This window comes from Lignipirellula cremea (assembly GCF_056501455.1).
This window is the reverse complement of the sequence record NZ_CM151415.1, coordinates 5,048,906-5,069,356: the sequence shown is the minus strand read 5'-3', so window position 1 is coordinate 5,069,356 and position 20,451 is coordinate 5,048,906. Positions and strand designations below refer to the sequence as shown.

14 protein-coding genes are annotated in these 20,451 nt (G+C 64.8%); 9 read left to right on the top strand and 5 right to left on the bottom strand.

Annotation, left to right across the window (positions count from 1 at the left end; genetic code table 11):
- Positions 1-286: 286 nt before the first annotated feature.
- The 3 genes from SH602x_RS19745 to SH602x_RS19735 are packed head-to-tail and all read right to left on the bottom strand — an operon-like array spanning position 287 to position 3,509.
- Complete coding sequence (locus tag SH602x_RS19745) at positions 287-1,057, bottom strand: phosphatase PAP2 family protein (RefSeq protein WP_479473942.1); 771 nt, start codon at positions 1,055-1,057, stop codon at positions 287-289.
- Positions 1,054-2,157, bottom strand: a complete 1,104-nt coding sequence (gene holA, locus SH602x_RS19740) for a DNA polymerase III subunit delta (protein WP_479473941.1) — start codon at positions 2,155-2,157, stop codon at positions 1,054-1,056. Before holA ends, SH602x_RS19745 begins: the two co-directional genes overlap by 4 nt.
- Entirely contained in the window at positions 2,154-3,509 is a 1,356-nt protein-coding gene (locus SH602x_RS19735) for a formylmethanofuran dehydrogenase subunit B (protein WP_479473940.1), read from the bottom strand. The genes holA and SH602x_RS19735 overlap by 4 nt, the downstream gene beginning before the upstream one ends.
- Before the next feature lie 348 nt (positions 3,510-3,857).
- Between SH602x_RS19735 and SH602x_RS19730 the strand changes: the two genes are divergently transcribed.
- Positions 3,858-4,292: a hypothetical protein gene (locus SH602x_RS19730; RefSeq protein WP_479473939.1), complete on the top strand. Its 435-nt coding sequence runs from the start codon at positions 3,858-3,860 to the stop codon at positions 4,290-4,292.
- A 3-nt stretch (positions 4,293-4,295) separates the two neighbouring features.
- On the opposite strand, the gene SH602x_RS19725 is transcribed toward SH602x_RS19730, so the two are convergent.
- Positions 4,296-4,919: a DUF6580 family putative transport protein gene (locus tag SH602x_RS19725; RefSeq protein WP_479473938.1), complete on the bottom strand. Its 624-nt coding sequence runs from the start codon at positions 4,917-4,919 to the stop codon at positions 4,296-4,298.
- Between the two features lie 252 nt (positions 4,920-5,171).
- Between SH602x_RS19725 and SH602x_RS19720 the strand changes: the two genes are divergently transcribed.
- The 6 genes from SH602x_RS19720 (at position 5,172) to SH602x_RS19695 (ending at position 16,946) form a co-directional block, all read left to right on the top strand.
- Positions 5,172-6,890 carry a SpoIIE family protein phosphatase gene (locus SH602x_RS19720; protein WP_479477120.1) on the top strand — a complete coding sequence of 573 codons (1,719 nt, stop codon included), beginning with the start codon at positions 5,172-5,174 and terminating at the stop codon, positions 6,888-6,890.
- Between the two features lie 328 nt (positions 6,891-7,218).
- Positions 7,219-8,670 carry a circularly permuted type 2 ATP-grasp protein gene (locus SH602x_RS19715; RefSeq protein ID WP_479473937.1) on the top strand — a complete coding sequence of 484 codons (1,452 nt, stop codon included), beginning with the start codon at positions 7,219-7,221 and terminating at the stop codon, positions 8,668-8,670.
- 36 nt (positions 8,671-8,706) lie between these two features.
- Positions 8,707-9,810, top strand: coding sequence for an alpha-E domain-containing protein (locus SH602x_RS19710; RefSeq protein WP_479473936.1), 1,104 nt, complete (start codon positions 8,707-8,709; stop codon positions 9,808-9,810).
- A gap of 56 nt (positions 9,811-9,866) precedes the next feature.
- Positions 9,867-13,304: a transglutaminase family protein gene (locus SH602x_RS19705; RefSeq protein WP_479473935.1), complete on the top strand. Its 3,438-nt coding sequence runs from the start codon at positions 9,867-9,869 to the stop codon at positions 13,302-13,304.
- A gap of 139 nt (positions 13,305-13,443) precedes the next feature.
- Positions 13,444-15,987: a circularly permuted type 2 ATP-grasp protein gene (locus SH602x_RS19700; RefSeq protein WP_479473934.1), complete on the top strand. Its 2,544-nt coding sequence runs from the start codon at positions 13,444-13,446 to the stop codon at positions 15,985-15,987.
- A 65-nt stretch (positions 15,988-16,052) separates the two neighbouring features.
- The gene (locus SH602x_RS19695; protein ID WP_479473933.1) at positions 16,053-16,946 is read left to right on the top strand and encodes a transglutaminase family protein; all 894 of its coding nucleotides are present in this window, start codon (positions 16,053-16,055) and stop codon (positions 16,944-16,946) included.
- Between the two features lie 136 nt (positions 16,947-17,082).
- Here SH602x_RS19695 and SH602x_RS19690 read toward each other — a convergent pair whose 3' ends face one another.
- Positions 17,083-17,361: a type B 50S ribosomal protein L31 gene (locus SH602x_RS19690; protein ID WP_479473932.1), complete on the bottom strand. Its 279-nt coding sequence runs from the start codon at positions 17,359-17,361 to the stop codon at positions 17,083-17,085.
- A 283-nt stretch (positions 17,362-17,644) separates the two neighbouring features.
- Here SH602x_RS19690 and hemE point away from each other — a divergent pair, with 283 nt between their 5' ends.
- Together hemE and SH602x_RS19680 are read left to right on the top strand one after the other, a co-directional pair.
- A complete protein-coding gene (gene hemE, locus SH602x_RS19685; RefSeq protein ID WP_479473931.1) occupies positions 17,645-19,588 on the top strand; it encodes a uroporphyrinogen decarboxylase in 1,944 nt (647 codons plus the stop codon).
- A 45-nt stretch (positions 19,589-19,633) separates the two neighbouring features.
- Positions 19,634-20,413 carry an SDR family NAD(P)-dependent oxidoreductase gene (locus SH602x_RS19680; RefSeq protein WP_479473930.1) on the top strand — a complete coding sequence of 260 codons (780 nt, stop codon included), beginning with the start codon at positions 19,634-19,636 and terminating at the stop codon, positions 20,411-20,413.
- The last annotated feature ends 38 nt before the right edge of the window (positions 20,414-20,451 follow it).

Sequence of the window (20,451 nt, the reverse complement as noted above, 5' to 3'; positions counted from 1 at the left end):
ATCGCTCGGGGGGACGACCGGACGATCGACGGGCAGGATTTCGGCGCCGGCGGAAATGTTCGTCATAAACAGGCGCGAGGCGTGGACGCGGCGGAATCAGGCGCCGACGACGCGAGATCGCGAAGCGGAACGAAGATCGATTCGCCTGGGGACCGCACGGTCATTCCAAAGGATGTCCGAGAACGGCGTTCCGCCCAATTGAACGTGCGAGCGTCCCGAAGGTCAACCGCCGACGGAGCGCTCCCGGCGGCTTCGCCGAAACTTCACGAGCGAAATCGGACGGAATTTACGCGTCGGAACCGTCGGGCCGGACGTCAGGATCGACCAGATCCGCGGTCGTTTCCCGCTCTCGCTCCACCTGGCGCTGGCCCTGGAGCCATCTCGCGAGGAACCAGCACAGGAGCGCCCAGATCATGCCTGCCATCCAGCCGGCCAGCACGTCCGTCGGATAGTGAACTCCCAGATAAACCCGGCTCACGCCGACCGCGATCGAAAGACCGATCGCGACCGCCAGCACGTAGATTTTGAGCGTGATCCGCGGCGTCGATGCCGCGATCAATGAACCGAGCGTCAGGTAAATCGCCGCCGACATCGTGGAATGGCCGCTGGGGAAGCTGCTCGTATAGACCTCCGTCAGATGCGGCACGATGGAAGGCCGAGGACGCGAGAAGATCTGCTTGAGCAGGACGCTGACGACGACGGCGCCTCCCGTCGCGAACGCCAGGAACAGCGCCATCCGCAACTTGCGATCGAAAAAAAGGTATCCCGCTGCGACGACCGAGAAAAAAGCGAGCGGTCCGACGCCGCCGAGGGCCGTCACGTCCCGAGCGATTTCCGCGAGCATCTCCGGCCCGATCGGCCGCGAGGGGTCATCAGGATTCCGAAATCCCCGGACGACTGCTTCGTCGAATGCGGAAGAGTCGCCGTCGAGGGCTACGTCCGCGATCTCGATGAAGCCCCACGCCGCGGCGGCGATAAGCAACGCCACGATATAGACGATCGGCTCGTGGCTTCGGAGCCAGGTAACGACGCGCAGGATTCGCATACGAAAGTTCACGCCGTTCTGCCTCCGGGCGAGGAAGAAGTCGCTGGCGCCGGGGTATTCGCGGCCAGACGCAACAGCAGCTCTTCGAGCTTCCTGAGCGCCCGTTCGTCGCGAGAGTGCGACCCCTTCAGGGCCAGGTCGGTCTCTCGCAGCCACGCGAAACAGGAGCCGGCACGACCGCGACCGAGTTGTTTCAACTGCCGTTCGCCTTTGGCGAGCTGATCGCCCCACTGCGGAACGCCCGCTTCGAGCAACGCCTGTTGCAGCGTGATCCTCCGTCCGACTCGTTCCGCGTCTTCGAAGCGTCGCGTCGCCGTCGCCAGCCGACGGAGATGCCAGGAAATCGAACCGAAGAGCGCCTGCGGCGCTTCGCCCGCCCGGACCAGATGATTCAGCTTCAAGAGCGCGCCGGCAGCGTCGCCGTCGGCGGCGGCATCCATCATTTCGAACGCGCTCTCCAGCTTCCATCCGCCGACGAGGCTCTGGACCTCCTCCGGGCCGAGTTCCTGCTTCGGCTGGGCGTAGAGCGCGAGCTTGGCCAGATGGCTGTCGATCAGGCCCGCTTCGTCCTCCGACAGATCGATCAGCCGCCTGGCCGCGGGCTCGGACAGCTTCACCCCATGTTTCGACTCGCCCCATTCGCGGATCCACGCGACCGCTTTTTTCTCGTCGATCACCGTGTTCTTGCCGACCTTTTTCTCGGGCAGCTTGCACTGCACGATCAGGCCCTTCTCGTCCGCGATCTTCGCGAGCCGCGTGTTGCCGGGGAAGGCGGTGACCTCCAACGCGAGGAGCCCGGCGCCCTTCGGCTTCCCTGCGAAGGCCTCCAGCGCGGCGCGATGAGCGGTGACGAACTTGTCGGCGTTCTGCACCCAGGCGACGCGCGAGCCGGCGACGTCGAACAGCGACTGCGTCGCCACCTCGTCCATCACGTCCGCGAACGTCGCCGTCTCGCCGGCGAAGATCGTCGGCGCCGTGTCGCCCTCGGGCGGAAACAGGGCCTGCCGCGTGGCCAAACGGAGGAACGCGTCCGATCCGACCAGCACGAGCAGAGACAAGCTCGCGTCGAGCTTCGGCCGTTTCAGGAAGTCCACGACGTTCTCGCCGCTCACGATTCGGTCCCTCCCTGAAGCGTCGCGAGCGGGTTCTCGTCCTCGTGCCGAACCGATCGCATCAAATCGGCCAGCACGTCTTCGTCGCGCGGAAGCGTCGTCGTCAGGAAGGCCTTGAGCGGAATCGGAATCTCGTCCATGCGGTAGGCCGTTCCTGGTGCGTGGACGCCGTAAACCGCCGTTCGAATCAGAACGGTCGGACGAAACGTCGGATGATCCTGAAACGGCGGATCGAGCGCGATCGTCGGGAGGTCCTGAAGCGCCTGTCGCGCCGCCGGATGAAGTTCGGCGGCCCCGGCGCTGCCGACGAACAGGACGGCGTCCGACTCGCGTCGCTGAAGTAGCTCGCTGGCGGAGAATTCGCCTGGGGAGTACCGGGGATAGCCGCGATTCAGCGAAACGCTGAACGGGAAGCCCGTCTGCCAGCAGAGGACGCTGTCCGCGCCCGCCACGTCGCCGAGCACTCGCATCCGCCGGGCATAGAACCGCACATGCTCGTTCAGTTCCGTCACCAGTAGCAGCAGCGTCTCGACGTTCGCGACGCCTGTGCCCGAAGTGTGCGTGGCTGCGCGAACAGTCGATCCCAGAGCGAGCCCGTGGCCGAAGAAGACGATCCCGCTGCCGCAGGATTTCATCCGCGCAGCCAGGTCGACCAGTTGCGCGTTCGGAACCCCGACATCGAAAACGGACGGCAACGACCGTCCTGCGACGAGCGCCCGCAGCGCCCAGAGCGCTTCCAGGTCCTTCCCGCGAGCGATCTTCAGAAACAGATCGGCCCGGCGGGAGGTCGGCGTCTCCTTCACGTCGACGACGACGAGCGTCCGCTTACGCCCCTCCAGAAAGGCGCCGGGAGCGTCGACGGAATACCTTTCGAGGTGTCGCGGATGAGTCTCGACAGGATTCGAGCCCCAGTAGATGACGAGATCGCACCGCGACTTCGCTTCGCCCAGGGAGCAGGTCGACTCGCCTACCCGCTGCAGCGCCATGATCGACGCCGCGTGCCGTCGCGATGCGGTGGTATCGACGACTGCCCCGAGGCGATCGGCGAGTTCGATGGCGACTCGCTGGCCCGGCGTACTGCTCCGGGAGAGGCCGTACAGGAGCGGCGCGTCCGACGCTTTCAGGATTTCCGCCGCCCTCGCGATCGCAGCCGCGTAGGGCGCGGGCTTTCCCTCGATTTCACAGGCAGGAGACGTCGTTTGGTTCTGCTTCAGAAACCAGGGACGAGCGAGTTCGCAGGCCCGTTCCGCCTCGACCACACGGTCTCCTCGGACATGGACGCCGATGTCATCGCACGTACATCCGCACAGCGTGCAGGCGACGTCGTGGACGATGAAATCGGAGCCGGTCATCGCGTCGCGAATCGAATCGAACGGAGGAGAACGCTGCCGCGTATCGTATCGGGGCGCCTGCGACGGGAGATTCTATCCCGAGACGGCCTCGACAAGCGCCGTCGCATTTCGGAGGCCGACCAGGTTCATTGGGACCCGCGTTTTTTATCGGGATCGATCGCGGCTGCCTGGAGGATCGCCACGGATCTCTGCCGGAAGACTGATCCGAGAAATCGGATTGTTGCTTGGCTATCGGCGCTCGCTCCGCTATCGTGATTTCGGATTCGCTTGTCGCTCGCGAGCATCAGCGATTCCCCCCTGCCTCGCCTGCCCGCCTTCCGTATCGCTTTTCCAACGCTGCCTTCCCGCATGAATTCGCTTGCAATCGTCTGGATCGGCGCTCTCGCGCTGTGTCAGGTCGGCGAACCCGCTGAGGATCCCCGACGGCAGATCGGTACGACGCTACCGGCGATGGTTTCGCTGCTGGAGAAGCAGGAATACCGGCAACTGATCGAGAACTACGTCGACCCCTCCGATCTGGAGGAGGCCCTGCAACGTCGCGTGGAAGCGGACGCGGCTGCCGGCGCCACGCTGGAAGAGTCTCGCGAAGCGGCGCTCACTACGCTGGTCGAACACTTCGGCGGTCGGCAGGCGAAAGACCTTCTCGCCGCCCTGCAAGCGGTCGCCGCCGAACCTCCCGCAGAAGCCGGACCCGATCAGGATCGTCTGACGTTGCTGGGGGATGGCGTCGCCCGGCCGCTGCTCTTCGTGCGCGTCGACGGGTTGTGGCGATTGAAGAACTGACGATCAGCTTTCTCGGCGCGAGAGAGGCTTCGCAGATCGCTGCGTCCGTCCCAGGCCCCAGCCCACCCACGCCGGTCCGGCGACGGCGCGAAGCGATTCGACGGTCAGGAACAGCCCGCCGGTGATCAGGACATCTCCCAGAAGCTGATTCCTCAAGAACGGCAGGGCGAGCCAGTAACAGGTCGCCAGGCCGTTCGGCGTCTGCGGGTAGTAGGCGAGAAACGAGCCGAAGTTCGAGATCGTCCAGAAGAACAATCCGGCGAACGCGGCCGCTCCGCAAAGCACGTAACCGTCGAGCAGCGACCGCATGCTGACCCGGTTCGCCCCGTCGGCTTCTCGTTCCTTGCGGCGGTGGTTCCGTTCGCGGACGAAGGCCCAACTGCCGAACAGGCTGACGGCGATCGCGATCGCGTGACCGACGTAGACGAACGCCATCTCGGTCGCGCCGTAGGGCTCCAGGAAGAAAACGTCGGTCGCCAGAATCGCGGCCAGCGGAATGAGCCAGGCCCACCGGGGGCTTACGTAGGCGCCGGCGATGACGGAGACCGCGACGATCGCCGTGACGTTCGGAGGGTGAGGCAGGTAACGACTCAGCGCCGCCACGAGAAACAGGAGCAGGTAAACCATGCCGGATCGAACGAACGTGCGGGGAGGGGAAGGCGCCGAAGCCGCCTGCGACTCATTAGATTGTAAATCGAACGTTCAGGTCCTGGAGAGCCTCGGCCGGTTCGCCTGCCGGAAAAGCTGGCCCGGCTTACGGTTTCGCGCCAGATTGACCGTCGGAATTGACGACAACTAGAATCGGCGCTGCACTTGCCGGAAGGCCGACGCCCCGTCGCCGCCTTCGCATCTCTTTCCAGCGTATCTGACGTGCACGCGATGCAGATCACGGCCCGGCTCGAGGCGCTGAACGGTCCTGACAAGGGAGCGCTGTTCGACCTGCGCGAGGGGGAGACCCTTCTCGGACGCGATCCCGCCCAGTGCACGATCCCGATCGATGCCGTCGCCGTGTCGCGACGCCACGCGGTGATCACCTGGGGCGGGACCGGATTTCTGCTCGAGGATCTGAAGAGCCGGAACGGAACGCTGCTCAACGACGGCGAGGTGGCGCAGAAGGTGCTGCTGAAGCACGACGACGTGCTCGATATCTGCGGCCGGCGGTATCGCTTCGTGTCCGCTGCGCCGCTTCCCGCCGCGCCGGAGACGCCCTCCAACGCCGGCCTCCGGAGCGCGAATCCCCTGCTCCGTCCCGCGTCGCCTCCGACGGGCGCGGTGATGGTCGACGACGACGCATCGTCGTCGACCATCATGAAGCAACTCGACGCGTCGTCGTCGTACGGCGGTCTCTCCGCGTCCCCGGAACAGACTCTGCAGGCGTTGCTGGAGATCAACCGCGCGCTGGCCCGGGCGCTCGCGCTGGAGCAGGTGCTGCCGCAGGTATTGCGTTCGCTGTTCCGTATCTTCCTGCAGGCCGACCGCGGCCTCATCGTCATTCAGACGGACGACGACGAACTCGTTCCCAAGTGGGCGGAGAGTCGCCGCGCGGGCGCCGAGAACGAAACGATCCGCATCAGCCGGACCGTCGTCCGGGAAGTGATCCGGAGCAAGCGGGCCATTCTTTCCGCCGATCTGCAGAACGATTCGAAGTTCGAGATGTCCGAGAGCATCGCGAACGTGAAGATCCGTTCGATGATGTGCGCGCCGTTGCTCGACAGCGAAGACCGTGCCTTCGGCGTGTTGCAGATCGATACCGCCGACCAGCGTCGCAAGTTCCGCGAGTCCGACCTGGAAGTTCTGATCGCGGTCGCCGCACAGGCGGGCGTCGCGCTCGACAACGCGCGCCTGCATGAAGAAGCCATCCGGCAGCATGCGATCGAGAAGGATCTGGAACTCGCTCACGAAGTGCAGAAGGGCTTCCTGCCCGACCATCCGCCGGAGATCGAAGGCTTCGAATTCTACGACTACTACGAGCCCGCGACCGGCATCGGGGGCGACTGCTTCGACTACATCCCGATGCCTGACGGCCGGTTGGCCGTCGTCGTGGCGGACGTGGTCGGTCACGGGATCGCAGCCGCGCTGATGATGGCGAAGTTCTCGTCGGAGATTCGTTACCGACTGGCCGCGGAGAACGATCCGGCGAAGGCGGTCACGCGGCTGAACGACGCGCTCAGCGCCCTGCCGCTGGACCGGTTCATCACCATGGTCATGGCCGTCGTCGATCCGGTCAAAGGCGAGTTGACCGTCGTGAACGCGGGGCACATGGCGCCGATCATTCGGATGCCCGACGGACAACTGGTCGAACCGGGCGAAGAAGAGGCCGGCATGCCGCTGGGAATCATGGAGGAGATGGACTACGAACAGGTCGTCGTCCCTTTCCCGCCCGGGGCGATCGCGACGCTCTATACCGACGGCATTAACGAATGCATGGACGGAGCGGGAGACTTCTTCGGGATCGACCGGATCCGCGACATGGTGCGCGCGAGCGAGCCGGTCGCCGGGGCGCTCGGAGGCTCGATCGTCCGGGACGTGCGAGGATTTCTGGGCGACGCGATGCAGAACGACGATATGTGTCTGGTCACGTTCGGCAGGCGACCTTAGAGCGTCTTTCGCGAAACTGTAGCGGCTCTTTCGCCGATTTCGCCCTGATTCAGTGCGCCGCGCACGCTATTGGTCAGTGCGACACGCATCAGGTCGGACCCGCGTTACAGGCGACGTAAGTCTTACGCCTTGCGGACGAAAAGCGTCGGTCTACAATCCAGGCGTTCTTCGCGCGGCGTCTCTCCCTCCCCTGTGCGACGAACCCACGTGCGACATTGCGCTCGGGCTGCTCCGCTTCGCGGAGCGTTTCGAGCGATTCAGCGGACGACGCGGCTCTGCATATCCGCGCGTAGAATCGGCGCGTCGACGCATCGACGCGGGAGGGGAAATGGCGGATCAGCTCACGTTCGGCGCCTACTCGCCGGATGACTTCTACGACGAGTACTTCACCGCCCGCGGCGCCCCGCGGCCGGAGACGACTCTGCTGATTCAGGCCCTCGATGCGCTCGAACCGGGCGATCTTCAGCGCCGGCAGAAGGCGATCGACCGAGCCCTGATGCAGATGGGCATCACGTTCACCGTCTACGGTCACGAAGCCGGGACGGAGAAGATCTGGCCGTTCGACGTCGTTCCGCGGATCGTCGCGCTGAACGAGTGGAACCTGATCGAGCGAGGGCTGAAACAGCGCATCAAGGCGCTGAACGCCTTCATCGACGACATGTACCACGAGCAGCGCGTCCTGAAGGACGGCGTCATCCCGGCTCATGTCGTCGAGTCGGCGACGACGTTCCGCGACCAGTGTCGAGGGCTCAATCCTCCTCGGGGTATCTGGTGCCACGTCACGGGGACGGATCTCGTTCGCGACGGCGACGGGAAGATCTACGTTCTGGAAGACAACCTCCGTTGCCCCTCGGGCGTGTCGTACGTTCTTCAGAATCGTCTGGTGATGAAGCAGACCTTTCCGCAGATTTTCGAGAAGGCGGCGGTCCGCCCCATCTCGGACTACCCCGGGAAGCTGTTCGAGACGCTGCAGCACGTCGCGCCGGAAGGCGTCGCGAATCCGACGATCGCGGTGCTGACGCCGGGCATGTACAACTCCGCCTATTACGAGCACTCGTTTCTCGCCCAGCAGATGGGCGTGCAACTGGTCGAGGGTCGCGACCTGGTCGTGAAGAACGACTTTCTCTACATGCGGACGACGTCCGGGTTCGAGCGGGTCGACGTCTTGTATCGCCGAATCGACGACGACTTCATCGATCCGAAATGCTTCCGCGCGGATTCGGTGCTGGGACCCCCCGGCCTGATGGACGTCTACCGGAGCGGAAACCTCGGGATGGCGAACGCGCCGGGCACGGGCATCGCCGACGATAAGGTGATCTACGCCTTCGTGCCGGACATCATCCGGTATTACTTGGGCGAGGAAGCGATCCTGCCGAACGTGCCGACGTACCGCTGTTGTTACCAGGACGAGCGGGAGTACGTGCTGGCGCATCTCGACGAACTGGTCGTGAAGGCCGCGAACGAGTCGGGCGGTTACGGCATGATGATCGGACCCCGCGCCACGCCCGAAGAGCGGACGAAGTTCGGGCAACTGATTCGCGACAATCCGCGGAATTACATCGCCCAGCCGACGCTCGCGCTGTCGCGGGTTCCGACCGTCTGCGACGATAAGTTCGAGGGCCGGCACGTCGACTTGCGGCCCTACATACTGTACGGCGAAGAGATCTGGGTGCTGCCCGGCGGGCTGACGAGGGTCGCGCTGCGCAAGGGCTCGCTGGTGGTCAACTCGTCCCAGGGCGGGGGCAGCAAGGATACGTGGGTGGTGGAGAACACCGCCTAAGGTTCACCTCGGACTGACGATCTCGAAAGCGAGTCGATGCCCAGCATGCTCAGCCGCGTCGCGGACTCGATCTATTGGATGAGTCGCCTGGTCGAACGGGCCGACAACGTCGCCCGCTTCGTCGAGGTGAATCTCTACTTGGAGATCGACCTGCCCGATCATGGCGCCAAGTCGTGGAGCCCGCTCGTAGCGGCCACGGGCGACGACAAGATCTTCGAGGAACGTTACGGCGCCCCCACGCGGCAGAACGTAATCAAGTTTCTCACGTTCGACCGCGAGTACGGCAATTCGATACTCGCCTGCCTGCGATGCGCTCGCGAGAACGCGAGATCCGTTCGCGAGGCGATCCCGTCGGAGCTCTGGGAGCAGCTCAACGGCTTCTACCATCTCGTGCGCGATCAGTCGGCCGACCGGATGGCGTCCGACGAGCTGGCGGATTTCTACAAGCGCATCCGCATGGAGTCCCACCTGTTCCACGGAATCGCCGACGACATTATGACCCGCGGAGAAGGATGGCACTTCTTCAATATGGGTCGGCTGGTCGAACGGGCGGACAAGACTTCCCGGCTGATCGACGTGAAGTACTTCACGATCCTGCCGCGAATCAGCGACGTCGGTTCGCCGACGGACAACCTGCAGTGGACCGCCGTGCTGCGATCAGTCTCCGGCTTCGAGATGTACCGCAAGCAGCATCATCTCATCGCACCCTCGAAGGTCGTCGCGTTTCTGCTCCTCGACCGCGAGTTTCCGCGATCTGCCCTGCACTGCCTGCAGAGCGCCAGTCGTTCGCTCCACGCGATCAGCGGCAACTCGATCGACCAGCCTCGCCTAGTTCCCGAGATCCTGCTGCGGAATCTGATCGGCGAGTTCGAGTACGCCTCGGTCGAGGCCGTGTTGCTATACGGCCTGCACGAGTTCGTCGACGGCTTTCAGAGACGACTCAACGAGATCGGCGGCGGTATCTACGAGACCTTTCTGCAGTACCGCAGCCTGGCCGATACGGACGACGAAGAGACTTCGACCGCTTCGTCTGCCGCGAACGTCGAACCCTCCTCGAACGGCGCCCCGCATCGACCGGCCAGCCGATCGCCGGTCCTGATTCAGACGCAGGGTCAGACGCGGTCGCAGACCCAAGGTTGAACCAGCGCTCCTTCGCCGCCGCCCTGCCCCGCTTCTTGAGATAGAACGAGTTCTCGATGTCCGTTCGGGTCGCCCTGCGCCACCGCACCAGCTACACGTACGATCGCCCGATTTCGCTGGGCCCGCAGGTCGTTCGACTTCGTCCGGCGCCGCATTGCCGCACTCCGATCTTGGCGTACTCGCTCACCGTGAAGCCGGAGACGCACTTCCTCAACTGGCAGCAGGATCCGCAGGGGAACTATCTCGCCCGGCTCGTCTTTCCGGAGAAGACCGACCATCTGGAGATCGACGTCCATCTCCTGGCGGAGATGGTGACGATCAACCCGTTCGACTTCTTCCTCGAACCGTTCGCGGAAAAGTATCCCTTCGAGTATCCGAAGGCGCTCAAGCACGAACTCGATCCGTTCTTCGAGATCACTGAACACGGACCGGCGTTCGACGCGATGGTCGCCGAACTCCGGAAGACCGACGTGCCGATGAACGACTTCCTGGTGGAAGTCAACCGTCGCGTGCAGCAGGCGCTGAAGTACGTCATCCGCCTGGAGCCCGGAGTTCAGACGCCCGACGAATCGCTGGAGAAAGCGTCGGGATCCTGCCGGGATTCGACCTGGCTGCTCGTGCAGATCTTCCGCCACTTGGGCATCGCGTCTCGATTCGTCTCGGGCTATCTGATCCAGCTTGCGCCCGACGAAAAGCCGCTCGAAGGTCCCGAAGGTCCGACCTGCGATTTCACGGATCTGCACGCCTGGTGCGAGGTTTATCTGCCCGGCGCGGGCTGGGTGGGGCTCGACCCGACGTCGGGTCTGCTCGCGGGCGAAGGGCACATTCCGCTGGCGGCCAGTCCCGATCCGACGAGCGCGGCGCCCATCACCGGAATGATGGAGGAGGCGAAGAGCGTTCTCGATCACGAGATGACGGTCGAGCGTCAGATCGAGGCGCCGCGCGTCACGAAGCCTTACACCGACGAGCAGTGGCAGGACATTCTGAAAGCGGGCGACGCGATCGACGAAAAGCTCGATCGCCAGGACGTCCGCCTGACGATGGGCGGCGAGCCGACGTTCGTCTCCATCGATGATATGGAAGGAGCGGAGTGGAACGGCGCCGCAGTCGGGCCGAACAAGCGCCGCATCGCGCAGAGCCTGCTTCTTCGCCTGCGGAAACGCTTCGCGCCGGGCGGACTGCTTCACTTCGGCATGGGCAAATGGTATCCGGGCGAATCGCTTCCCCGCTGGTCCTTCGGCTGTTACTGGCGGAAGGACGGCGTCCCGATCTGGATCAACGACGATCTGTTCGCCGATCTTGAAACCGATTACGGCTTCGGTCCCGCGGAGGCGAGAGCGTTCGGTTCGCGACTCGCCGACCGGCTGGGCGTCGGTTCGCAGCATGTCGTCCTCGCGTACGAAGACGTCTTCTACTATCTCTGGAAAGAGAACAAGCTTCCTTATAACGTTCCGCCTTGGGATCCGAAGTTCGGCGACGCGGAGGAACGCGACCGACTGATCCGCATTTTTCAACGCGGGGTGAACGCGCCCGTCGGCTGCGTCCTGCCGATCAAGCGTCAGTCGCAGCAGGCGCGTGCCCCGTGGATCAGCGGGAAGTGGCCCGTCCGCGCGGAGAAGATGTTCCTGCTTCCCGGCGATTCGCCGATGGGTCTGCGGCTGCCGATCGATACGCTACCGTGGGTTCCGACCAAGCTGCTTCCCGTCGATCCGGAGCGGGATCCGTTCGAGGAACTCGACGCGCTTCCCGCCCATCCGCTGGCGCTGGTCGACGGGATCGCGGGGCAACCGTACGTCGACTTCTCGCTCTCGACGGATCGTTCTCGGCTCGCGTTTCAGACGCTCGAGATTCCGCCGGAAGAGGTCGAACGCGTCCGCAAGGTGCGACGCGAAGCGTGGGCGAAGGTGGCTAGCGGGAGCGGTACCGGAAAGCAGGCGGTCGAAACGGACGAGGATCCCGTCGTCGATGCGGAGATCGTGCGAACGGCTCTTTGCGTCGAGCCGCGCGACGGCAGGCTGCACGTCTTCATGCCGCCCGTCTACGGACTGGAGGATTACCTCGATCTCGTCGCGCAGGTCGAAGCGACGGCGGTCGAACTCGACATGCCGATCGTGCTCGAAGGCTACCTTCCGCCTCACGATCCGCGGCTGAACGCGCTGAAGAATACGCCCGACCCCGGCGTGATCGAGGTCAACGTTCACCCGTCGGAGAACTGGCAGGAACTGGTCGAGACGACGCAGGCGATCTACGAAGAGGCGCGGCAGGTCCGGCTCGGCACTGACAAGTTCGACGTCGACGGGCGTCATACAGGAACGGGCGGCGGCAACCACATCGTGCTCGGCGGAGCGACGCCGCAGGACAGTCCGTTTCTTCGCAGGCCCGATCTGCTGAAGAGCATGCTCGGGTTCTGGAACAACCACCCGTCGCTGTCATATCTCTTCTCCGGGAAGTTCATCGGCCCGACCAGTCAGGCGCCCCGGGTCGACGAAGGTCGCCGCGATTCGATCTACGAACTGGAGATCGCGTTCGCCCAGACGCCTCCCGCAGGAGAACACTGTCCCCCCTGGCTGGTCGACCGGCTCTATCGCCATCTGCTAGTCGACCTGACCGGAAACACGCATCGGGCCGAGTTCTGCATCGACAAACTCTTTTCGCCCGACTCGCTGACGGGGCGGCTGGGTCTGGTCGAGCTTCGCGCGATGGAGATGCCGCCTCACGCGCGGATGAGTCTGGTGCAGCAACTCCTGATTCGCGGCATCGTCGCCGCGTTCTGGGAGAAGCCGTACGAACGGCCGCTCGCGGAGTGGGGGACCCGGCTGCACGACGAATTCATGCTCCCCCTGATCGCGATACGGGACTTCCGCCGGGCGCTCGGCGAATTGGAGCGTCGGGGCGTTTCGCTTCCCTGGGAATGGTTCGCTCCGCATTTCGAGTTCCGCTTCCCGTTCGTCGGCGAGACCCAGATCGACGGTATGCATCTGGAGATTCGTCAGGCGATCGAACCGTGGTACGTCCTGGGCGAAGAGCCGGGCGGCGGCGGCACGGTGCGGTACGTCGACTCGTCCGTCGAACGGATGCAGGCCTCGCTGACCGGCGGGGAGGCGAAGCGGCACGTGCTGACTTGCAACGGAAGGCGCATCCCGCTCTCCCCCACGGAGACGGTCGGCGAGATGGTGGGGGGCGTTCGTTTCCGGGCGTGGCAGCCGCCGTCGTGCCTGCATCCGACGATCGACGTCCATTCGCCGCTGACGTTCGAGCTTTTGGACGCTTGGACCGAGCGCTCGCTCGGCGGTTGCACGTATCATGTAGTCCATCCGGGCGGGCGCAGTTTCGAGACCTTCCCGGTGAACGCCCTGGAGGCGGAATCGCGTCGCGCGGCGAGATTCTTCTCCCACGGATTCACCGCCGGCAGGTTTCCGATCCCGCCGCTCGAGTCGAACGACGCTTATCCGTTCACGCTCGATATGCGTCGATCGCCCAGCGGAAATCTCTGACAGCCTCCTGCGAAACGCATGCATGGCGTTTCGCGGCTTCCGGCAAAGACCTCCTGATCGTCGTTCCGTCACGAAAGCGTTTCGCGGTAGGATGCCGCCCTTCGCGTGCCAGCGGCAAGTTCGTACGGAGCGACGTTCGATGAGTTCCACCGCCGGCCCCACTCGTACGGCGCCTCCTCGGTTGCTCGATACGTATCGGCCTCTTCCAGAAGTCTACGACGAAGCCTTCCAGGCGCCGGGCGTTCCACGTCCCCACGCTGCCGCCTTCTATCGGGAATTCGCCGCTCGCGAGCGCAGGGATCTCGACGAGCACGTCAGCCAGATCCAGGCCCAGCTCGCGGAATTCGGCCTGGATTACCATGTGCCGGGCGAAGACCGGGACGATCGACCGGGCGAGCTGGACGTGCTGCCGGCGTTTCTCTCGGCGACGGAGTTCGCGGAGCTGGCTAGCGGCGTGGCGCAGCGGGCCAGGCTGATCGACCGGACGTTCGCGGATCTCTCGGGCAAGCAGGAATTGCTCGCCTCCGGAGCGCTCCCTGCAGAACTGGTCCTCAATAATCCCCGGTTCCAGCGGGCCGCCGTTCGGGTCGAGGGAGAGCGTCCGCATCGCCTGGCGCTCTACGCGGTAGACCTGGTGCGGACAGTGTCGGGGCAGTGGAGGGTCGTCGCCGACTACACGGGCCTGCCGCCCGATCTCGGCTTCGCGCTCGAACACCGGATGATCGTCTCGCGGCTTTATCCGCGGGCGTTTCAGCTTCTCGGCGCCGAGCGACTCGCCAGCTTCTTCATGACCCTGCGGGCTGCATTACGCGCCGCGGCTCCGGGTAACCGCGACAATCCTCGCATCGTTTTTCTGACCCAGGGCGCCGGGAGCCGCGGATACTTCGAAGACGCGTACCTCGCGCGTTACCTGGGCTTCTCGCTCGCGGAGGCGGAGGATCTCGCCGTACGCGAATCGAAGCTCTTTCTGAAGACCCTCGGAGGCCCCCTGCCCGTTCATGCCGTTCTGCGGGGGCTGTTCGACGACGACTGCGATCCGGTCGAGCTGAAGGGCGGGTCCGACGGTTCGGCAGGCGTCGCGGGACTGCTGGAGGCGATTCGCGCGGGTTCGACGGCGCTCGCCAATCCGGTCGGTTCGGGCCTGATGGAGACGCCTGTCTTCGCCGCCTTCTACGATCGGCTCTGCGAACGACTGCTGGGCGAGCGCCTGCTGCTGCCGTCGATTTCCACGTGGTGGACGGGAGAGCCAGAGGCGCGCAAGGTCGTCGCCGAGCGGCTGCGCGAGTTGGAAGGTTACAAGACTTTCGCGAGTCCCCGCACGCGGCCGTTTCTATTGGCTCAGACTCCTTACCACACATGGACGGAGACTCGCCGTCAGTGGGAGGAGAATCCCGGCGGATGGTTCTTCCGCGAGGCGCCGACGCATTCGACGTCGCCCGTCTGGAACGGTCACTCGCTCGAACCGTGGAACTTCCAGATCCGCATGTACGCGACCGCGGACGGCGACGGCTTCAGCGTCATGCCGGGAGCGATCGCGAAGCTGACGCCGCCGGCCGGAAGCCGGGGGGGACAGCGCGTTCGCGTGCAGGACGTCTGGGCCCTGTCGGATCGGCCCATCGAGAACGTCAGCCTGCTTCAGGAACCCGGAACGCCGATCGAAATAAAGCGCAGCGGCGCCGAGCTTCCCAGCCGCGTGGCGGAAGATCTGTTCTGGCTCGGACGGTGGCTGGAGCGGACGGAGAACAAGTCCCGCCTGCTGAGGGCGTTGGTCCACCGCTTGGCCGGGGAATCCGATGTGGTCGATTCGCCGGCGGCGAAGGTTCTGGCCCGTTCCGCGGCGGAGGTCGGCCTGATCGAAACCAGCTACGGCGTCGCCGGCTTCGAGGCGGCCCTGCCCCGGTTGGACGGCTTCGTGGCGACGCGCGCCCTGCGCTCGAACGAGCCCGATTCGATCGCCTCGGGCGTGAAGCACTGCCTGCGATCGGCGTCGCGGGTTCGCGATCGCCTGTCGACCGACTTCTGGCAGATCCTTCACCGCATGCAGCGCCACCTCCATCAGGGCTCTTCGCACGACAACGACTTTCTGACGGACGAACTGACGAGCCTGAACCGTCTGATCTTCGACTTCCATGCCGCCAGCGGAGCGATGCACGAGAGCGGCACCCGCACGCTCGGCTGGAGCTTCCTGGAAATCGGACGACGCATCGAGCGAACGACGCACACCGCGACGCTGCTGGAAAACATGCTGAGCGGACGGCTCAGCGAGCAGGCGGCAGCCCTCGAGGCGACGCTCGAAGCGGGCGACAGCATCATGACCTACCGCTCGCGGTACCTGGGGCAACTCCAGCCGCACGCGGTTCTGGACCTGCTGTTGCTCGACGATTCGAATCCTCGCAGCGTCGCCTTTCAACTGGAGGCGCTGCGACGGCAGGTCGAGGTCCTGGAGCGAGCGACCGGGCCGCAGTCGGCGCCGAAGGAGATCGCCGCCAAGGCGATCGAGGCGCTCCGAAAGGTTCAACTCGACGATCTCCTGGGGGCGAACGATCGCAGGCGGGAGAGCGTCGCGGCGGCGCTGGAGGAAATCAAACGGCTCGTCGAGGAACTCGGCACCGTTATCGCCGAGATCTATCTGCTTCACGTCGGACCGCTACGGCGCTTCGGCAATTTCAGCACGGATGACTGAAGCTTCAGGCGGGAGCGTCGCATCCGCTCCCTGTCGGCAGGCAGATTTCCGCAGGATCATCGCGAATGACTCGTTACCGCGTTCGACATCTCACGCGATACAGCTACGACGAGCCGGTTTCGGTCTGTCACAACGTCGCCCATCTGAGTCCTCGGTCGACGGCGTCATCGACCGTCAGGACGCATGAGCTGGTGATCGACCCGGCGACCCGCTTCGATCATCGCACCGACTATTTCGGCAACCCCATCGCGTGCTTCTCGATCCCTGAGCGTCATCAGGCGATGTCGCTGGAGGCGATCAGCGAAGTCGAGGTCGTGCCGCGAGCGCTGCCGGAAGCGACCGCAACCCTCCCCTGGGAGCGCGTGCGTCAGGGACTGGAACAGCGATCGTTCAGCGACTGGCTGGAGGCGACGCAGTTCCTGTTCGATACGAAGCTCGTCATGCGGGGGCCGGAACTGGCCGCGTTCGCACGCCGCAGCTTCGCCGCCGGCAGGCCGATCTTCGAGGCGGCCCTCGATTTGAACCGGCGAATCAAGGAGCAGATCGCGTACGTGCCGCGGTCGACCGACGTCGATACGACCGCGATTCAGGCTTTGGAGCTTCGCCGCGGCGTGTGCCAGGATCTGGCCCATGTCTTCGCGGGAGCGATGCGGTCGATCGGATTGCCCGCACGCTACGTCAGCGGCTACCTCCGCACGCGCCCGGCGCCGGGTCAGCCGATCCGTCTGGGCGCCGACGAATCGCACGCCTGGGTCTCCGTCTACCTGGGAGACGCCGGCTGGGTCGAACTCGACCCGACGAACGATCTGGTCGTTCGCGACGAGCACGTTCTGCTCGGATGGGGGCGGGATTACCGCGACGTCGCGCCGCTCCTCGGCATCTACCTGGGCGGCAGGAATCAGTCGCTGCAAGTCGAGGTCGACGTGACGCCCCTCGAGGTCCCGACGCTCACTTCTTAGGCTCGTTCTGTCCTGGGCTTCGGTTCGGCGCACGAAGAAAGGCGAGCTCTCCCTGCGGAGGGCTCGCCTGCTTTCTTCAGGCCTGATCAGCGGCCCTTCTTCAGGCCTGACCAGCGGCAACAGGAGACCAGCGGTCTCACTCGGTCGCGGCAGCCTTCTTCGCCGGCGCGCCGACTTTGCCGAACTTCTTGAGGAACTTCTCGACGCGACCCATCGAGTCGACGAACTTTTGCTTGCCCGTGAAGAAGGGGTGCGAAGCGCTCGAGATATCGACGAAGACGACGGGATATTCGTTTCCGTCGGTCCACTTGATCGTCTGATTGGTGCGGATGGTCGAACGCGTCAGAAACGCGTAATCGGCAGCCGTGTCCTTGAACACGACCTGGCGATACTGGGGGTGAATGCCTTCCTTCATCGTCGTTTCTTTTCTGCTGGCGGGTACAGCGGAATGCGGTGCGGACGTTCCATCCCCGCCAGCGGTCCCGCGATCCGGCAGGCCTCTCTATAATGAGGCTTCGCCGAGCGTCTCCGGGAGCCCGCAAGCTGGGGAATCCGGCATTATCCGCGAGGTTCCCGCTTCTCGCAAGGACGTTTCGAGGGTTCGCGGAGACCGGGGCGTCGGACGGCCCTTTCCGCTAGGCCCGCCGTCGAATCGTCGCCCGCCGCCTCCCGCTCTTACGGAAATCCGACCCGAACGTATGGCAAACGGAACGCCTTCGCTCCCCCTCGCCGATTTGCGGATCGCCTCCCTGGAGAGTCGCCGGTCGGAAGAGATGACGCGCCTGATCGAACGCTTCGGCGGCTCGGCGTTCGTCAGCCCCTCGATGAAAGAGACGCCGCTGGAGTCCCCGCGGGCCGCGATCGACTTCGCCCACCGGTTGCTCGTCGGCGAAATCGGAATCGTCGTGTTTCTTACGGGCGTCGGATTCCGGCAGTTGCTCGACGCGGTTGAGAAGCACGTCGATCGGCAGCGCTTTCTCGACACCCTGTCGGACGTCATCACCGTCTGCCGCGGACCGAAACCGGTCGTCGCAATGCGGGAGGTCGGGCTCACCCCGACCTATCGAGTCCCCGAACCGAATACCTGGCGGGAACTGCTCCAGACGCTGGACCAGTTCGTTCCCGTCGCCAATCAGGAAGTCGCGCTCCAGGAATACGGCAAGCCGAATCCGAGTCTGGTCGCCGGACTGGAGGCTCGCGGGGCGAAGGTGCTGTCCATCCCGATCTATAAATGGGACCTTCCGGACGATGCCGAGCCTCTGAAGGCGAACTGCCGCGCGATCGCGGCGGGCGAGCGCGACGTCCTGATGTTCACTTCGGCCCACCAGGCGGTGAACCTGCTGCGCGTCGCCGGCGAACTCGGCATCGAGGACGACGTCCGGAAGGCCCTCGCCTCCCGCACGGTCGTCGCCTCGATCGGACCGACGACGTCGGAGATGCTGACCGAACTCGGGATCGCTCCCGATCTGGAGCCCGAACATCCCAAGATGGGCCACCTGGTCGTGGCCGTGTCTGAGAAGGCGCCGCAACTGCTTCGCAGAAAGAACAGGTCCTACGTGACGCTCTCGGGTCCCGCCAGCGATCCCTCCGACGAAGCCGCTCCCTGGTACGACAGCCCCTTCATGCGGGCCTGCCGGGGAGAGCCGACGGACGTCACGCCGATCTGGCTCATGCGCCAGGCCGGTCGCTACATGGCGGAATACCGCGAAACGCGGTCTCAGGTGAAGGACGTTCTGGAACTCTGCAAACGTCCCGATCTCTGCAGCGAGGCGATGTGTACCGCGGTCAAACGCCTAGGCGTCGACGCGGCGATCATCTTCTCCGATCTGCTGCCGATCCTCGAGCCGATGGGGTTCGATCTGGAATTCGTCGCCGGCGACGGTCCGAAGATTCATAACCCCGTTCGCGAGGCCCGCGATCTCGATCGGGTCCGCGAACTGGAAACGATGGCCGAGCTCGAGTTCGTGATGGAGACCTGTCGACGAACCCGCGCGGACCTGCCCGAGGACGTTCCGCTGATCGGGTTCGCCGGCGCGCCCTTCACGCTCGCGAGCTACGCCATCGAGGGGGGCGGCAGCCGCAGCTACCTCCACGCCAAGTCGCTCATGTATCGCGACGAAGGGGCGTGGAACGAACTGCTGGGCAAGTTCGCTCGGGGCGTCAGTCGCTATCTGGCGGCACAGATCGAAGCCGGCGTTCAGTGCGTGCAGATCTTCGACTCGTGGGCCGGCTGCCTGGGCGTCGCGGACTATCGACGTTACGTTCTGCCGCACATGCAGGCGATCATCGCCAGCCTGCCGCCCGGCGTTCCGGTGATCAACTTCGCGACGGGCAATCCCGAACTGCTTCCCCTGCTGGCCGAAGCGGGCGCGGGAGTCATCGGCGTCGACTGGCGGATCGAAATCTCCGACGCCTGGGAACGAGTCGGCCACGACAAAAGCGTCCAGGGAAATCTCGACCCCACGGTTCTTCTGGCCGACCGAGGCCTGATCGAAAGTCAGGCGAAGAGGATCCTCGATCAGGTCGCGAACCGACCTGGACACATCTTCAACCTGGGGCATGGCGTGCATCAGCAGACGCCGGTGGACAACGTCATCGCGCTGGTCGATTTCGTGCACGAATACAGCGCGAAGCGGACGTAGCCTGTCGCTTCCCCACGGCCCCATCGCTCTCGAAGGTCGGACGCTATGCCTACAGCGGCGCTCGTGACCGGCGCTTCGGCCGGCATCGGATACGAACTGGCTCGCGTGATCGCGGCCGACGGACAGGACGTCATTCTCGCCGCGAGGTCGGAGGAGAAGCTCCGCGAGCTCGCCGCGCTGATCGAGAAGGAGAGCGGCGTCCGCACCTACGTTATTCCCGTCGACCTGTCGAAGACCGACGGAGCCGGCGAGTTGGTGCGACAGATCGCGGAGTTCGGGCTGACCGTGGACACCCTGGTCAACAATGCCGGCTTCGGCGAACTGGGGCCGTACGCTTCGTTCCCCTGGGAGTCGTTTCGCTCCATGATCCAGGTGAACGTCATGTCCCTGGCCGAACTGACGCACGCGTACCTGCCCGGCATGATCGAACGCCGGCAGGGAGCGCTGCTTAACGTCGCTTCGACCGCGGCGTTTCAACCTGGCCCGCTGATGGCGGTCTACTTCGCCAGCAAGGCCTTCGTCCTCTCCTTCACGGAGGCGATCGCCGAAGAGACCCGGCCGTACGGCCTCGCGGTGACGACGCTCTGCCCGGGGCCGACGATGTCGGACTTCATCTATCGCGCGAAGATGCTCGATTCGGGGCTCGTAAAGGGGAAGAAGCTTCCCACCTCGCGCGAAGTGGCAGAGTTCGGCTATGCAGCGCTGAAACGCAAGCAGGTCGTCGCGGTGCATGGCTGGGGCAACTGGATCTTCGCCAATCTGCCCCGCATCGCCCCTCGCAGCGTCGTCCGCCCGATCGTCAAGGCGATGAACGTTCGGCGATAGAGGGCATCGACGCGACGAACTCCGCGCGCCTTCGCGAT

Excerpts from the sequence above, each read along its gene's own strand:
- SH602x_RS19695 (WP_479473933.1), top strand. The coding sequence starts at position 16,053 with ATGACTCGTTACCGCGTTCGACATCTCACGCGATACAGCTACGACGAG.
- SH602x_RS19680 (WP_479473930.1), top strand. The coding sequence starts at position 19,634 with ATGCCTACAGCGGCGCTCGTGACCGGCGCTTCGGCCGGCATCGGATAC.
- SH602x_RS19735 (WP_479473940.1), bottom strand. The coding sequence starts at position 3,509 with ATGACCGGCTCCGATTTCATCGTCCACGACGTCGCCTGCACGCTGTGC.
- SH602x_RS19730 (WP_479473939.1), top strand. The coding sequence starts at position 3,858 with ATGAATTCGCTTGCAATCGTCTGGATCGGCGCTCTCGCGCTGTGTCAG.
- SH602x_RS19690 (WP_479473932.1), bottom strand. The coding sequence starts at position 17,361 with ATGAAGGAAGGCATTCACCCCCAGTATCGCCAGGTCGTGTTCAAGGAC.
- SH602x_RS19710 (WP_479473936.1), top strand. The coding sequence starts at position 8,707 with ATGCCCAGCATGCTCAGCCGCGTCGCGGACTCGATCTATTGGATGAGT.
- SH602x_RS19705 (WP_479473935.1), top strand. The coding sequence starts at position 9,867 with ATGTCCGTTCGGGTCGCCCTGCGCCACCGCACCAGCTACACGTACGAT.
- SH602x_RS19715 (WP_479473937.1), top strand. The coding sequence starts at position 7,219 with ATGGCGGATCAGCTCACGTTCGGCGCCTACTCGCCGGATGACTTCTAC.
- hemE (WP_479473931.1), top strand. The coding sequence starts at position 17,645 with ATGGCAAACGGAACGCCTTCGCTCCCCCTCGCCGATTTGCGGATCGCC.
- SH602x_RS19700 (WP_479473934.1), top strand. The coding sequence starts at position 13,444 with ATGAGTTCCACCGCCGGCCCCACTCGTACGGCGCCTCCTCGGTTGCTC.
- SH602x_RS19720 (WP_479477120.1), top strand. The coding sequence starts at position 5,172 with ATGCAGATCACGGCCCGGCTCGAGGCGCTGAACGGTCCTGACAAGGGA.
- SH602x_RS19725 (WP_479473938.1), bottom strand. The coding sequence starts at position 4,919 with ATGGTTTACCTGCTCCTGTTTCTCGTGGCGGCGCTGAGTCGTTACCTG.